This window comes from Snodgrassella sp. M0351, assembly GCF_016100575.1.
Taxonomy (GTDB): domain Bacteria; phylum Pseudomonadota; class Gammaproteobacteria; order Burkholderiales; family Neisseriaceae; genus Snodgrassella; species Snodgrassella alvi.
This window is the reverse complement of sequence record NZ_JACFSG010000001.1, coordinates 1,675,102-1,688,930: the sequence shown is the minus strand read 5'-3', so window position 1 is coordinate 1,688,930 and position 13,829 is coordinate 1,675,102. Positions and strand designations below refer to the sequence as shown.

The 13,829-nt window shown below is 43.7% G+C and carries 12 protein-coding genes; 6 read left to right on the top strand and 6 right to left on the bottom strand.

Translation table 11 applies throughout. The annotated features are described in order from the left end of the window. The first annotated feature begins 22 nt into the window (after window positions 1–22). Both dnaE and H3V01_RS07535 read left to right on the top strand, forming a co-directional pair. Window positions 23–3,469, top strand: coding sequence for a DNA polymerase III subunit alpha (dnaE, locus tag H3V01_RS07540; protein ID WP_198186387.1), 3,447 nt, complete (start codon window positions 23–25; stop codon window positions 3,467–3,469). A 323-nt stretch (window positions 3,470–3,792) separates the two neighbouring features. Next, entirely contained in the window at window positions 3,793–4,101 is a 309-nt protein-coding gene (locus tag H3V01_RS07535) for a GIY-YIG nuclease family protein (protein ID WP_025331387.1), read from the top strand. 38 nt (window positions 4,102–4,139) lie between these two features. Here the strand turns inward: H3V01_RS07535 and H3V01_RS07530 are convergent, their stop codons facing one another. Beyond that, window positions 4,140–5,156, bottom strand: coding sequence for a L,D-transpeptidase (locus H3V01_RS07530; RefSeq protein ID WP_198186386.1), 1,017 nt, complete (start codon window positions 5,154–5,156; stop codon window positions 4,140–4,142). A gap of 116 nt (window positions 5,157–5,272) precedes the next feature. Here H3V01_RS07530 and rlmD point away from each other — a divergent pair, with 116 nt between their 5' ends. From rlmD to H3V01_RS07515, 3 genes are all read left to right on the top strand, one after another. Further along, window positions 5,273–6,586 (top strand): 23S rRNA (uracil(1939)-C(5))-methyltransferase RlmD, encoded by a 1,314-nt coding sequence (rlmD, locus tag H3V01_RS07525; protein ID WP_198186385.1) that lies wholly within the window; start codon window positions 5,273–5,275, stop codon window positions 6,584–6,586. 166 nt (window positions 6,587–6,752) lie between these two features. Continuing rightward, on the top strand, window positions 6,753–7,328 hold the full coding sequence (locus tag H3V01_RS07520) for a YceI family protein (RefSeq protein WP_084587169.1): 576 nt from the start codon (window positions 6,753–6,755) through the stop codon (window positions 7,326–7,328). A gap of 315 nt (window positions 7,329–7,643) precedes the next feature. Further along, entirely contained in the window at window positions 7,644–8,090 is a 447-nt protein-coding gene (locus H3V01_RS07515) for a GNAT family N-acetyltransferase (protein WP_025331383.1), read from the top strand. A gap of 97 nt (window positions 8,091–8,187) precedes the next feature. On the opposite strand, the gene H3V01_RS07510 is transcribed toward H3V01_RS07515, so the two are convergent. Genes H3V01_RS07510 through H3V01_RS07490 form a run of 5 tightly spaced genes read right to left on the bottom strand, consistent with a single transcriptional unit; the run spans window position 8,188 to window position 11,008 of the window. After that, window positions 8,188–8,949, bottom strand: a complete 762-nt coding sequence (locus H3V01_RS07510; RefSeq protein ID WP_041881155.1) for a peptidylprolyl isomerase — start codon at window positions 8,947–8,949, stop codon at window positions 8,188–8,190. 55 nt (window positions 8,950–9,004) lie between these two features. Next, the gene (locus H3V01_RS07505) at window positions 9,005–9,871 is read right to left on the bottom strand and encodes a peptidylprolyl isomerase (RefSeq protein ID WP_025331381.1); all 867 of its coding nucleotides are present in this window, start codon (window positions 9,869–9,871) and stop codon (window positions 9,005–9,007) included. A gap of 39 nt (window positions 9,872–9,910) precedes the next feature. Further along, entirely contained in the window at window positions 9,911–10,186 is a 276-nt protein-coding gene (locus H3V01_RS07500) for a BolA family protein (protein ID WP_025331380.1), read from the bottom strand. Next, the gene (locus tag H3V01_RS07495) at window positions 10,179–10,472 is read right to left on the bottom strand and encodes a YciI family protein (RefSeq protein WP_025331379.1); all 294 of its coding nucleotides are present in this window, start codon (window positions 10,470–10,472) and stop codon (window positions 10,179–10,181) included. Before H3V01_RS07495 ends, H3V01_RS07500 begins: the two co-directional genes overlap by 8 nt. Further along, a complete protein-coding gene (locus tag H3V01_RS07490; protein WP_025331378.1) occupies window positions 10,472–11,008 on the bottom strand; it encodes a septation protein A in 537 nt (178 codons plus the stop codon). The genes H3V01_RS07495 and H3V01_RS07490 overlap by 1 nt, the downstream gene beginning before the upstream one ends. A 431-nt stretch (window positions 11,009–11,439) precedes the next feature. Between H3V01_RS07490 and H3V01_RS07485 the strand changes: the two genes are divergently transcribed. Beyond that, complete coding sequence (locus tag H3V01_RS07485; protein WP_198186384.1) at window positions 11,440–13,806, top strand: FimV/HubP family polar landmark protein; 2,367 nt, start codon at window positions 11,440–11,442, stop codon at window positions 13,804–13,806. The last annotated feature ends 23 nt before the right edge of the window (window positions 13,807–13,829 follow it).

Here is a 13,829-nt window from a genome sequence, read left to right as displayed (position 1 = left end):
TTGTTCTGGTATGAAAAGTACTATGTCCAAAAATTTTTCCTATGTTCCATTGCGTCTGCATACTGAATTTTCTATCGAAGACGGTATTGTACGGATTAAAGAGGCAGTTAAAAGAGCCAGTGCTTTGGGAATACCTGCATTAGGTATCAGCGACCTGATGAATGTATTTGGCATGGTGAAATTTTATAAGGCATGCCGTAATGCGGGAATCAAGCCGATTATGGCGGTAGATGTGCGTCTGGAGAATCCGGAACAGCCGGACAAGCCTTTTCGTCTGATGCTTGTGGTTAAAAATCATGCAGGTTATTTGCGTCTGAATGAGTTACTGACAAATGCTTATGTGGGTGAAGACCGCAATCCACATCAGGCAATAGTACGTCAGCAGTGGCTGGCAGAAGGAGACAATACTGGCTTAATCTGTCTATCCGGAGCACAGTATGGTGAAATTGGTCAGGCTTTACTGTCACAGAAACCTGAGCTGGCTGCACAAGCTTTAATTAAATACCGGCAATGGTTTGGTGATGGTTTTTATCTCGAAGTTCAGCGTTTGCCTGAGCGGCCGGAATGGGAAGCAGTGGTAGCCGGTAGTGTGGCACTGGCGGCTGAACATCAGATAGCCGTGGTGGCAACTCATCCGGTACAGTTTATGGATACTGATGATTTTCAGGCACATGAAGCACGGGTTTGTATTGCCAGCGGATATGTACTGGCCGATAAACGCCGTCCGCATGATTTTGTGCCCAGTCAGTATTTTGTTACGCCTGAAGAGATGGCGGCACGTTTTGCCGACATACCTGAAGCTTTATCTAATACGGTGGCTATAGCTCAACGCTGTAATCTGACGCTGACATTGGGGAAAAACTATTTGCCGCTTTTTCCGACACCGGAAGGGATGACGCTGGACGATCTGCTGGTTCAGCTGAGTAATGAAGGATTACGTGAGCGCATGGCATTTCTGTATCCGGATGAAGCTGAACGGGCACACAAAATGCCGGAATATCAGCAAAGACTGGATTATGAGCTGGGAATTATTATTCAGATGCAGTTTCCTGGTTATTTTCTGATTGTGCAGGACTTTATTAACTGGGCTAAGCAAAATGGCTGTCCGGTAGGTCCGGGACGTGGTTCCGGGGCCGGTTCGCTAGTGGCGTATTCATTGAAAATTACTGATTTGGATCCGTTGCGTTATAACCTGCTGTTCGAACGTTTTCTGAACCCGGAACGGGTATCAATGCCAGACTTCGATATCGATTTTTGTCAGGAAAACCGTGGTCGGGTTATTCAGTATGTACGCCATAAATATGGTGTGCCTGCGGTCAGTCAGATTGTTACTTTCGGTACGATGTCGTCGAAATCTGTAGTACGCGATGTCGGGCGTGTGCTGGATTTACCGTTTGGTTTGTGTGACCGTTTGTCCAAACTGATACCGGTTGAAGCAAATAAACCACTCAGTCTGACAAAAGCAATGGAAGCAGAACCGCAAATCCGGCAACTCTTGCAGGAAGAAGAAGCTGAAGAGCTAATGACGCTGGCATTGAAACTGGAAGATCTGACGCGCGGTTTGGGTATGCATGCAGGTGGAGTGCTGATGGCTCCGGGAAAAATTGCCGATTTTTGCCCGATTTATCAGGCAAGCGGTGATGATGCGTCTCCGGTTTCGATGTTTGATAAGGATGATGTTGAGCAGATTGGTTTGGTGAAATTCGATTTTCTCGGACTGCGCAACTTAACCATCATCGAAATGACGCAAAAATTTATTCTGGAAACCACTGGTCAGAAGGTTGATGTTAATCATATTCCGCTGGACGATGCAGAGACGTATGCCAGTATTTTTGCCAGAGGTAATACAACAGCAGTATTCCAGTTTGAGTCGGTGGGTATGAAAAAGATGCTGGTGACAGCACGTCCGACCAAATTTGAAGAAATTATTGCGTTTGTGGCTCTGTATCGTCCGGGGCCGATGGATCTGATTCCGGATTTTATCCGGCGTATGCATGGTGAGGAAAAAGTAGAGTATCTGCATCCCAATCTTGAACCGGTATTAAATTCTACTTACGGGGTGATGGTTTATCAGGAACAGGTAATGCAGGCGGCACAGGTTTGCGGCGGCTATACACTGGGTGGTGCCGATTTGCTGCGTCGTGCTATGGGTAAGAAAAAAGTTGAGGAAATGGTGAAGCATCGCGCCATTTTTGAGGCTGGTGCCGCTGAAAAAGGCATAGATAAGCAAACGGCCAATGAAATTTTCAATTATATGGAAAAGTTTGCCGGTTATGGTTTCAATAAATCGCATGCTGCGGCTTATGCTCTGGTGTCTTATCAGACTGCATGGCTTAAATGCCATTATCTGGCTGAGTATCTGGCCGGTACGATGTCCAGTGAATTGACTAACACGGATCAGCTGAAAATTTTTGTTGATGATGGTATTGAAAACGGGATTACTTTCCTGCCACCGAGTATTAACGAATCCTTTTACCGGTTTACCCCGAATAATAAAAAACAGATTCGTTATGCACTTGGAGCAATTAAGGGAACTGGCGAAGGTGCTGTAGAGGCCATTGTACGTGCGCGCGAAACAGGTGGCGCATTTACAGATTTATTCGATTTTTGTCAGCGAGTAGATCGCCAGCATCTGAATCGCCGTACGATTGAAGCTTTGGTGCGCGCCGGTGCCTTTGATGAATTGAATCCGAATCGGGCTCAGTTGCTGGCCAATATCGGTCTGGCGATGGAGAATGCTGAGCAGGTGACTGCCAATGCGAATCAGGGCGGGCTGTTCGATATGGTTGAAGATGCTATAGAGCCTTTACAAATGGAAAAGGTGGCACCATGGTCATTGGCGGTAAAGCTGGCCGAAGAGAAGCAGGCAATGGGTTTTTATTTTTCCGGCCATCCGTTCGAACCATATGCTGATAAAGTACGTGCACTGGTTAGCAGCAAACTGGCAACACTGAAACCGTCTAATAATAAGCAGAAAGTAGCCGGATTTGTTACCGGTGTCCGCTATATTATGGGAAAACGCGGCAAATTTGCTGTGGTGCAGCTTGAGGATGGTACCGCTAAACAGGAAGTTGTAGTAGCGGGGCAGGCACTGGAAGAATACGGAGCCAGCCTGAAAGCAGATCAGGTATTGATTATGGAATGTAAGGTTGCTGTTGATGAATACAATGGCGGTGACGGATTACGTATCACTGCTGATGATGCATTCACGCTGGCGCAAGCCAGCGCCCGCTATGCACGCAGTCTGCATTTACACATTACTGCAGATACTCCTGTCGGACAATTGGCCAGATTACTGGAACCATACCGTGAACAGCAGGCTCATGTGCCACTGAAATTTTGCTGCCGGCATCAGCAGGCATATGGTGAATTGCGTGCGGATAGAAACTGGCTTATCAAGCCTGAGGCTACCTTATTTGATGAACTGTATACCTTGCTAGGCGATGAGGCGGTACAGGTGAGTTTCTGAGTGTAAACCGAAAAATTGAGCGTATTTATGTACGATAAGTACTCTCTTGTCTGAGTGTATGATAAAAATAATTATTTTAAATTTTATGTGTTATTGGTAAATGTTTAAGAACATCGGCGAAGCGCGGCCAGGTGTTCGGCCTGTATTCAGTATCTGTAAAATTTGAAATTATCGGTTTTTGCTTAAAATCATATTATTTTATTGCTGTGAATTAAGTGTGTTTATTATTAACACGCTGTATATCATAATTTTTACCGGAGTTTGGAATAACTGAATTTCAATCAGTCCGAGATTGCGGTTTATACTGAACTATGAAGCTGATTTTGTCTGCATCTGTTCTGAATGCATTACCACCCTTACCTCAGACAGATGCTGATTGGGCTGTCTATTTTTTATACTGTGCTAATGATACATTTTATTGCGGGATAACCAATCGGCCGTTAAAGCGCTGGCAGGCGCATTATGCGGGTAAGGGGGCAAGATATACACGCATGTATCCGCCACTTGAGATGCGTCTGATTTGCCGGAACATTACTAAAGCCGCTGCAGCACGATGTGAATATCGGCTGAAGCGGCTTAAATCTTCAGACAAGGCAGTTTTATGGCAATTGCTGGAAAATTATCTTCCTTAAAACTGAGTTTATATATCAGTTAAACTGCTAGTCCGATGTTACATCAGAGAATCAAAACCCTCATCGGATGAGGCAGGAATGGTAGTAATTGGAACCTTCTTTACTGATGTGGGTTGTTTTTTTGCAGGTGTGGTGGTTGGATGTAACGGAGTAATATTTTGTTGCTTAGGTGTTTCGTCCGTGTCCTCATCTACTTCAATACTACTGCTTTCTGGTGTGATTTCCTGTTTAGAATTGATATTGTCTGGATTAACGTTTTTGAATTCTACAGTTTCACCTTTACCGCTTGTCCACTGTAGTGAGCTCAGATTGCCGCTAACTTTGGTTTTGCCCGTACTGCAGGTAAGACAAATCAAAGTATTGGCCGGTTTGCCCAGAGCATTGTTTAAACGTTGCTGGTCAACCCGAAGCTGATGCTGTTCTGCCCATGAACTGATACTCTGGTTTAAGAGCTTTCTGTTCAGGTTTCGTTTATTATAAGGATCGCGATAAACGGCAATCCAGATATCATTTTGTTCATCTGTGTTAACTGATACCTGCTGGTAAATGACGGCAGCATCAGCACCGCTTTGTACTGTTGCGGCAAAATCCAGTGCATTCGGGCTGCGTAAACGCACACAGCCATGACTGCGTACACCAGGTACGCTGCTGGGTACATTGGTACCATGAATGCCAAGCCCCAGCCGCGGTTCACCGAGACGGACAAATACGGGACCAAGCGGGTTATTCGGGCCGGGTGGTACAGATTTTTGTACGGCTTTACCGCTTGCCGCCATTTCTTTTTGAATACTGCGCGGGACACTCCATGTAGGATTAGATACTTTGGCACCAATTTTGTATTCACCCAGCGGTGTTTGTGTGCTGGCTTTACCTACAGTTATCGGATAAGTTTTAATTAATTTTCCGTCCTGAAACAGAAATAGCCGCAGTTGCGGAACATTCAGGATAACTTGCTGTCCTTGACTGGGTACTGCGTAGTCAGGCATGGGAATGGCAGCATATGCACCTGTGGAGATAAGGGTAGTGGCCACTGCATAAAGTATTGGTTTTAACATTATTCTTAAAATCCAGTATGGCAATATGGATATAATCATAACGTAATTTGTCTGTAATGTGAGAAATTAAATACAATTAAATTTATTTAAGTTCATTTCTGGCTTGAGGTTATAGCTTGGAACAACGATTTACAGCACAAATTACAGACTGGAATCAGGAAGGCCGCGGCGTTGCCCGGGTAGACGGTAAGGCGGTATTTATTGATGAGGCATTACCGGGTGAATTAGTAGAATGGCAGCCGGTGCGGATAAAAAAATCCTATACTGAAGGTAGAATTAGCCGAATACTGATGCCGGCTAATGCTCGTGTACAACCGCCTTGTGATTATTATGCTCATTGTGGCGGTTGTAACAGCCAGCATATTGAGTTTACTGCTCAGGTGGCACTAAAACAGCGTGCATGGCTAAGTCAGATGCGGCGTCTGGGTAAGGTTTTGCCTGATGAACTGATGCCGCCTGTCTATGGCTTAGCATGGCATTATCGCCAACGAGTGCGATTACGTGCAGTCTATGATAAAGGCCGGTTAAAGCTGGGTTTTCAGGCCAGACAAAGCCATGCAATTATAGATATTGATTATTGTCTGGTATTACCTGAGGTAATGTCGAAAGCTTTAAAACCAATTAAGCTGTTTTTACAAAACTGGTCTGCAAATACGGTTAAGGGCATTATGCTGCATCAGGGTAATGATGCTATCGCACTCACTATACTGGCTGATGAGTTAAACCAGGCCAAGCGTATGCAGATTGATGGTCTGCTGCAACAGTTACAGCAGCAAAGCGGTTATGTGTGGCAGTGCTGGTTACAAAAAGGTAATAAAACCACTTTAATATCTTCATCTGCGACTTCGGTTCTTGCTTATCGTCTGCCTGAATATCAAATTGAGATTCCATATCAGCCTGAAGATTTTACTCAGGTTAATCATGTGACTAATGCGCTTATGGTACAGCGGGCAATGCAATGGTTGCAGCCATGTGCCGGCGAGCGGATTATTGACTGGTTTTGTGGTTTAGGGAATTTTAGTTTACCGATTGCACGGATGCAGGCAGAGGTGCTGGGTATTGAGGGTGTTGCTGCCATGTGTCAGCGTGCTGCGCGTAATGCCAGGCATAATGGTTTGGCCAAACTTGTACGTTTTCAGCAGGCTGATCTTTTTGCTATGAGTACGCAGCGTCTGCGTGAGCTGGGTTATGCGCATAAATGGTTGCTTGATCCGCCACGTGCAGGTGCTCAGGCATTGATACAGTCTTTAAATGAAATTGAGGAGCGGCTGTTACCACGCCGGATAGTTTATATTTCCTGCGATCCGGCTACTCTGGCACGAGACGCAGGTTTACTCGTTAAGCGCGGTTACCGTTATCGCGCCGGCGGTATTATGAATCTGTTTGCGCAAACAGCACATGTGGAGTCGATCGCTGTATTTGACTGGTAAAACAATAATAATGAAACAGGTAAAATTATCTGTTTAGTTAAAAGTAGATGAATATCCTGTAATTATTTCATGATAAGAAATAATATTTTTACTCTTCGAGATGTTGTTATCTGGTTATTCACGTTAATATTGTTGCTGTCAGACTAATGTTTAGAGGTGTTTCTTCATGAATAAATTGGCCAGTATTTTGATGGCAGCGTTGCTGGGAATAACCGTGCCGGCTGTAGCTGCAAATTATAAAATCGATCCTTTGCATGCCAATGCCCGTTTTACACTTGATCACTTTGCAACCTCCAGTAATGTGGGTGGTTTTTATAATCTTAATGGTGAACTCCAATATGATGCAGGTGCGAAAACTGGCTCTGTAGATATAACTATCCCGCTCAGTACTCTGGATACTGGCCGCAGTGAGTTCACGAAACACCTGCAAAGCGAAGCTTTTTTTAACGCGGCAAAGTATCCGAATCTGCGTTTTTCTTCACAAGACTGGATTTTTGATAAGCAAGGCAAAGTCAGAGCATTACGCGGCCAGCTGACAATGGTTGGACGCACTCATCCTGTGACATTACGGGCAACTAAATTTAATTGTTATAAAAGCCCTATGACTCAGTCTCAGGTATGCGGCGGTGATTTTGAGGCTATTATTGATCGCTCACAATGGGGGATCGATGAATATCTGACGGCCATACCAGCCAGCCGGTATGTTAAAATTAATATTCAGATTGAAGCAGCCAGACAGTAAACTAACTGGGTAATTTGCTCGGATTATCTGTTTTAATAGCAGATGATCCGTTTGTGCTATGCACAATATTCAGTTTTTAGCCGGTTAGGTATTTAATATACCGGATTTGTAATACTTAACCGAGTGCATTTTGATTAAAAGGGTTGCTTCTATTGAAAATAATATTAGATCACAGAGCGGATTTTAAGCTAGAAACTGTTATAAAGCTGAAATATTGATTCAAAGATTTGATATTGGTACTTTGTTAATATTATGATTAGAGTTATGGCGTGAATAATCAGATATTTGTTTTTAATGTAAAAGGTGGAAATCGTTATGTGGTGTATCAAAAAATTTAATGAAATTTCATCACACGATTTTTTTCATATTGCTCGCTTGCGTATCGATACTTTCATAGTAGAACAACAACGTATTTATCCTGAGCTGGATGATTGGGATTTGCAGGCTAAACATGTTTATTATCAGCGGGACGGGCAGATACTGGCATATGCACGAATGTTTCTGGCTGGTGTTCACTTTACTTTTGGACGGTTTGTGATACATCCAACGGTACGCGGTACCGGATTGGGTGATCAGCTGGTTAAGCTCATTCTGCATTACGCAAAAAATCATTATGCTGAATATCCGGTTAAAATTGAGGCTGACCGGCGAGTACTTAAATTTTATCAGCGGCATGATTTTCAGATACAGGGAACACCCTATATTTCTAATGGAATCCCTTACGTACAAATGCTGTATCAGCCAAAAAAAACAACGGGCTGAACAGAGTCGGTTATCAGAACTTGTTTATTGAGGTGATTAATATTCTGACAATAGAAAAAACCGGTACGATTGTACCGGTTTTATTTTTCAGCAAAACTTATTGTTCATTCAGACTAATACCATTTTTTTGTAAAAGCTGATTAATTTGTTCCTGTACCTTTTGCTGTTTGGCCTGTTCACGCAACTGCTCTTTAATCTGATTAAATGCAGGTGCGTTAGGAGCCTGACGCATACCGGCTACTTTCAGCAGAAAAAAATGACCATCAATGTTGATAACATTAGGTGATATCTGACCATTTTTCAGCTGAGAAGCTAACTGAGCAAATTCAGGCGGTAACTGTTGCGGGTTCATCCAGTTGCTGGCAGGAGCTTCCGGATTAACCTGTTTGTACAGGGTTTCGTAAGCCAAACCTTTTTTCAGTTTAGTTAAGCCTTCTTCAGCCGCTTCTTTGCTTGGAAAAACAATTGGCAGTAAATTGATTTCCTGACTCACTTGTTCATATTGCCGGCGCAAATCACTGTCGTTGATTTCAGTTTTGGCAGCCAGATAATCCACATACTGGGCAGCATAAAATTGTGCCTGTACATTTTGCCATGCAGCCTGAGTATCAGGTTGTTTATCGAGCCCGGCCTTAATAGCTTCAGCTTTTAATATTTCAGCTGATTGCAGGCGCAAGGTGATTTCTTTCTGAATTTCTGCCTTATCTGGTGCCGGAGCATCTGGCTGAGTCTGCATCTGACGCTCAATCTGTTTCAGCATAACGTTAATACGCTGGCTGTCAATTTTGGGCGCATCAGCAAAAGCGAGCCCGGCCGCCATGATACTCAGCCCGGCCAGCCAAGGAATGCTTTTTTTCATGTTGAGTATTCCTTATTTTATCTTCTGATTAGTCAATCAAACCAGAGTTAAATTATTATTTGATTGTTGCATTTTTATAAAGCTGATCAATTGCCTGTGCTATTAAAGCGCTTTGCAGACGGCGTGACAGAACAGGTGTCATTTCTTTCTGACTCGGCAGTTTAACATTGCGCTTATCGTTTACATAGAATACAGCATATATATTGCTGTTACCCTGTACTGGTGTGGCAGTGTACTGACCTTTTTTCAGGTCTTTAATGGCGTTATAAACCGGAGTGGCACTTTCCTGTAAATCTTTAATGGCAACGTAACCTTTAGGAATGCCTCCGTTTTCGCGACCGGCAGGATCAATAGTGTATTCTTTAGCTACAGTGCTAAAGTTTTTATTCGCTTTTAACTGAGCAATGGCCTTATTTGCAGTATCAGCATCACGGGTAATGATTTCACCTAATTGTACTTCCTGTGTGCCGCTGTAATATTTGACCATGTCGTTATATGCGTTACTTACATCCTGAGGTTTTACCGGATTGTTTTTTGCCACGTTGGCCAGATAGGCCTGAGTCAGCAAATTGTCTTTAAAGAAAGACCATTCTTCTTTGAAACCCGGTTTTTTATCATCGCCCAGACGTTTGGCTTCAGCTTCAGCCTGACTTAATGCTTTCAAGTATTCAGGGTCTTTATCCAGATTCTGATTTTTTGCAGCCTGAATCAGCAAAATACGGGTAATCAGGCGGTTGGTAATATTTTTACGCAATTCAGGGGAATCCTGAATCTGATTCTGGCTTTCCTGTACCAGTATGGCTACCTGGTTATCGACTTCTTTGCTGTCAATTTTGGTTCCGTTAACAGTGACTACTGTCTGAGCAGCAGCCATACCGGTTAATCCAAACATAATGGCAGCAGCAATAAATTGTTTTTTCATGGTTAACTCTCTTTTAGTTTAAGTAGATAAAGTAGATTATTATCTGGTTAAATATTCAATGTTTGTGCATGCCCTGATGCTTAAAGCATGAATGGTATTTGTTCTGAATAAATCTTCAAGTAATTGATGGATCTTACGCTGTCGGGCCAGGCGTGATAAACCGATAAAAGCATCGCTGACAATCAGCAGGCTGTAATGTCCGCCACCCCTGTGACCTTTATGTCCTGCATGTAAATGACTGTCATCGGTCAGTTCCAGTTGCTGCGGAGCCAGTATTTGCAGACGCGTTTGAATAATAGTCTGAATATCAGTCATTTGGCAGAATTTTTTTAAAAGGGCGGATGAGAATTTCTTCAAATACTCCGGCATCAACGTAAGGATCCTGCTCAGCCCATGCCTGAGCTTCATCCAGAGATTCAAATTCGGCAACAATCAGACTGCCGGAAAAATGGCTGTCATCGTCCGGGAGGGGATTGGGGCCTGCCAGAACCAAACGGTTTTGTGCCTTTAGTTCTTCTAAACGCGCCAAATGTTTTGGCCGTGCTTGCATACGTGCTTCGTGACTGTTATCGGCATCAGTGGCCATTAACATAAACAGCATTACAACTCATCCTTTTTAGTATACTGACTAATATATACTGCTTGTCCAATAAGAAATAAAAATAATATGGTGGTACTGCCAAAGAGTTTGAAATTAACCCATTGTGCTTCTGTAAAGGTATAAGCCACCCAGAGATTAAGCGAACCCAGTGCCAGCAGAAATACTACCCAGATATAAGTAAGTTTACGCCATGCAGGTTCAGGCATATTTATTTCTTTGCCAATGGTACTTTTCAGTACATTTTTACCACACAAATGTGAAATCATCAGACCGGCGGACATAACCCAGAACAGGACGGTCGGCTTCCACATAATGAAGTGCGCATTTTTTAAAATTATAGTCGCTCCGCCCAGTATGACGACCAGTAACAGACTAACCCACTGCATTGTTTGCAGGCGCCGGTATTTAAACAGGCACCACACAGCCTGAATAATACCTGCTGCGACGGCTACTTCGGTGGCAAGAATAATATTTTTAGTTAAGGCATAGGTAGCAAAGAAAAGAATGACTACCAAAAATTCAAATGCAGCTTTCATTATCAGGACTGGATATCTTTATTTTCCGGTTACGGGTTAAATTAAAGGTGACAGATAGATGCCATGATACCCTGAGTTTTTACACTTGGCACGTGTTAAAGCAAGGTATTAAACAAAATTTAACTATTGTTGTATATTGGTTTCAGACCTTCCTGAGTGTGGTTAGTATGAAAATGTCCACAGATAAATACAGTTAGAAAGCAAATCAGGTACAGGTAAGTTGGCATTAAAGTGTCGCAAAAGCTATTATAGCGTGAGATAATATAAAAACAGGTTTAGTGAAAGTTAAACGCCAATTGCATTTATTTAAGTATACTTGTAGAAATTTTCATAATGAATAGGCACACGCCTGACGGCATTGGTGCATTACCGGTGAGGGTACGGGATTGAAAAACGCAAATAATTTAAAGATCATCGCACTGTCTTTATGTATGTTGGCCAGTGCACCTGCATGGGCAGGTCTGGGTAGCTTACAGGTTAATTCGGCGCTGGGAGAGCCGTTCTCAGGTAGTATTGTGGTAACTGGTGATGAAGCCAAAGCAGCATTACACGGGCGACCTGCTGTTTCCGGAGCTCCGTTACAGGTGCGTGTATCAGCACAAGGACAGAATGCCGTAATTCATTTGCGCTCCAGTAAACCTGTGCATGATCCGATGCTGACTTTCAGTCTTGTTACCGGCAGTCAGGGGCGGCAGTATACTGCGTTGCTGGATCCACCTGAACGCCATCATTCAGCAGGAAAAAATAAAGCAACCGGCAAACATCATAAGCCTGTACATTCTGCACCAGTGCGTTCTGCAAGAGAAAAATCAGCAGCACGGGCTACTGTCGCACTGCAAAATGGTCTTGCTTCCGAAAATGCGGTAGTGAAATATAATGTCGATAATAATGAAACCTTGATGGATGTTGCGCGTAAGGTACGGCCGCAGGGACTGAGTTTAGAGCAGACTATGCATGCTATACAGGTTGCCAACCCGAATGCTTTTCGTAACGGTAATCCTGATTTGATGTATCGCAATATTAGTCTGGATATTCCTTCTACTTCACAGCTGAAAAAGTTATCCAAAGTACCACTTAAAACAGCTGTAAAACCGGAAGTGACACAAAATACAACACCGGCGGTAACAAAAGAAAAAGACAATCCCAAAGTAGCCGCTAATACCGGAAATACCGCCGCGTCGGAAGCTCAGACTAAAGAAAATACTGTTAAAGCAGAAACATCAGTAGCTTCTTCAGTTCCTGCTCAGGCTTCAGCCACTATTCAGGCTTCAGAAGTTGCTCAGGCTTCAGCTCCGGCTGCAAGTGCGGCATCTGTGGTGAAGGCAGTACCAGTACAGCCTAAGGTTAATACACAACCTGTTCAGCCTGCAGAAGAAGAACCGGCGGAAGAATCCATGCTGCCTTCATGGTGGCCATATGCTCTGGCCGGTTTGGCCGGTGTTCTGTTAATTGCTGCCTTACTCTGGCAACGAAGCAGAAAACGCAACAGTATAGAATACAGTACTGAGTATGATGAAGATTACTCTGATGATGAAGATGATGATGTGGTATTTGAGACTGAACCTTCTGAAGTCACTCAGTCTACGTCTACATCTGTACCAGCTACTACAGCTAAAACAGCTGCGGCTGCTACAGCAGTAACGACTACAGCCAATGCTGCTGCAGATGACGACGACTGGTCGTGGCTGAATGATGCCGCTGCATCGGATCAACCGGCTCAGGCAGATAATAAATCTGCTCCTGCTAAGGAAGTACATTCAGAGCCTGTATCACAGGTGCCTGATAAAAAAGTAACAGAAGCCAAGCAGGAAGAAGACGATACTGACTGGCTGAATTTCAATTTCACTGATGATACACCTGCAACTAGCGCAGATACGGCTGCACCGTCATCTGCTGAACTGGATAGTAATGACGATTTATCATGGCTGGATCAGATTGATGAAACTGAACAGCCAGAAGTTCTGACCTCGCATGAACCGGCTGTTACAGAACCTCAGGAAGAGGTGGCAGACAATACGGATTTTGAATGGGTAGTTGCAGAAGAGCAACATCCGGATGAATCTCAGGCTGAAGCACATCAGGATTTTGTGTTACAGGATAACGCATCATCAGACAGTGATGATTTACAACCGTCAGATATATCCTTCAGCTCTGATTTAGATGCCGTACAGCCCGAACAGCAGTCTAAACCGGCAGCATCAGAAGATGATTCATTAAATTCTCTGGCTGATTTGCAGTGGGATGAAGACTTTAAATTTGATGATGAATCTAAACAGGATACTTCTGCCCCTGAAGAAGTGCATTCTTCTATTGAGCAGACTTTGGCTCCGCATGATCAGCATGCATTTGCAGCAGAAGATGATGCTATTTCCACAGATATTGATTGGGATTCATTAGGAATAAGCGATGATTCCGACAATCAACCTGTTGTTGCTCCTGAGGCCGGCACGGAAGAAATTGATATTCCGTCCATGGACTTTGCGCTTGAAGACGATAAATCTGAACCGGCACCAGCTGTTAATGCAACTGCTGCACCAACAGGGCCGACCTCTTCATTTGCTACCGGTGATGGTGGGCAGGACTGGCTGGAACAATCAGCTGAACCTGAGCAGGTTGATAAACCTCTGACTCCTGAACAGCAGGCTATTCCATTACAAGCCAAGCTGGAACTGGCAAAAATGTATCTGGAAATGGATGATGCAGTTACTGCTCGTCAGACGTTGCGTGAATTGGTTGATGAAGCTAATGGCGCGATACTGGCAGAGGCACAAAATCTGTTACAGCAATTAGGTGGCTAATTCTCCTTGCTTTGGTTGAATTG

Excerpts from the sequence above, each read along its gene's own strand:
- dnaE (WP_198186387.1), top strand. The coding sequence starts at position 23 with ATGTCCAAAAATTTTTCCTATGTTCCATTGCGTCTGCATACTGAATTT.
- H3V01_RS07530 (WP_198186386.1), bottom strand. The coding sequence starts at position 5,156 with ATGTTAAAACCAATACTTTATGCAGTGGCCACTACCCTTATCTCCACA.
- H3V01_RS07520 (WP_084587169.1), top strand. The coding sequence starts at position 6,753 with ATGAATAAATTGGCCAGTATTTTGATGGCAGCGTTGCTGGGAATAACC.
- H3V01_RS07515 (WP_025331383.1), top strand. The coding sequence starts at position 7,644 with ATGTGGTGTATCAAAAAATTTAATGAAATTTCATCACACGATTTTTTT.
- H3V01_RS07510 (WP_041881155.1), bottom strand. The coding sequence starts at position 8,949 with ATGAAAAAAAGCATTCCTTGGCTGGCCGGGCTGAGTATCATGGCGGCC.
- H3V01_RS07505 (WP_025331381.1), bottom strand. The coding sequence starts at position 9,871 with ATGAAAAAACAATTTATTGCTGCTGCCATTATGTTTGGATTAACCGGT.
- H3V01_RS07500 (WP_025331380.1), bottom strand. The coding sequence starts at position 10,186 with ATGACTGATATTCAGACTATTATTCAAACGCGTCTGCAAATACTGGCT.
- H3V01_RS07495 (WP_025331379.1), bottom strand. The coding sequence starts at position 10,472 with ATGCTGTTTATGTTAATGGCCACTGATGCCGATAACAGTCACGAAGCA.
- H3V01_RS07490 (WP_025331378.1), bottom strand. The coding sequence starts at position 11,008 with ATGAAAGCTGCATTTGAATTTTTGGTAGTCATTCTTTTCTTTGCTACC.
- H3V01_RS07485 (WP_198186384.1), top strand. The coding sequence starts at position 11,440 with ATGTTGGCCAGTGCACCTGCATGGGCAGGTCTGGGTAGCTTACAGGTT.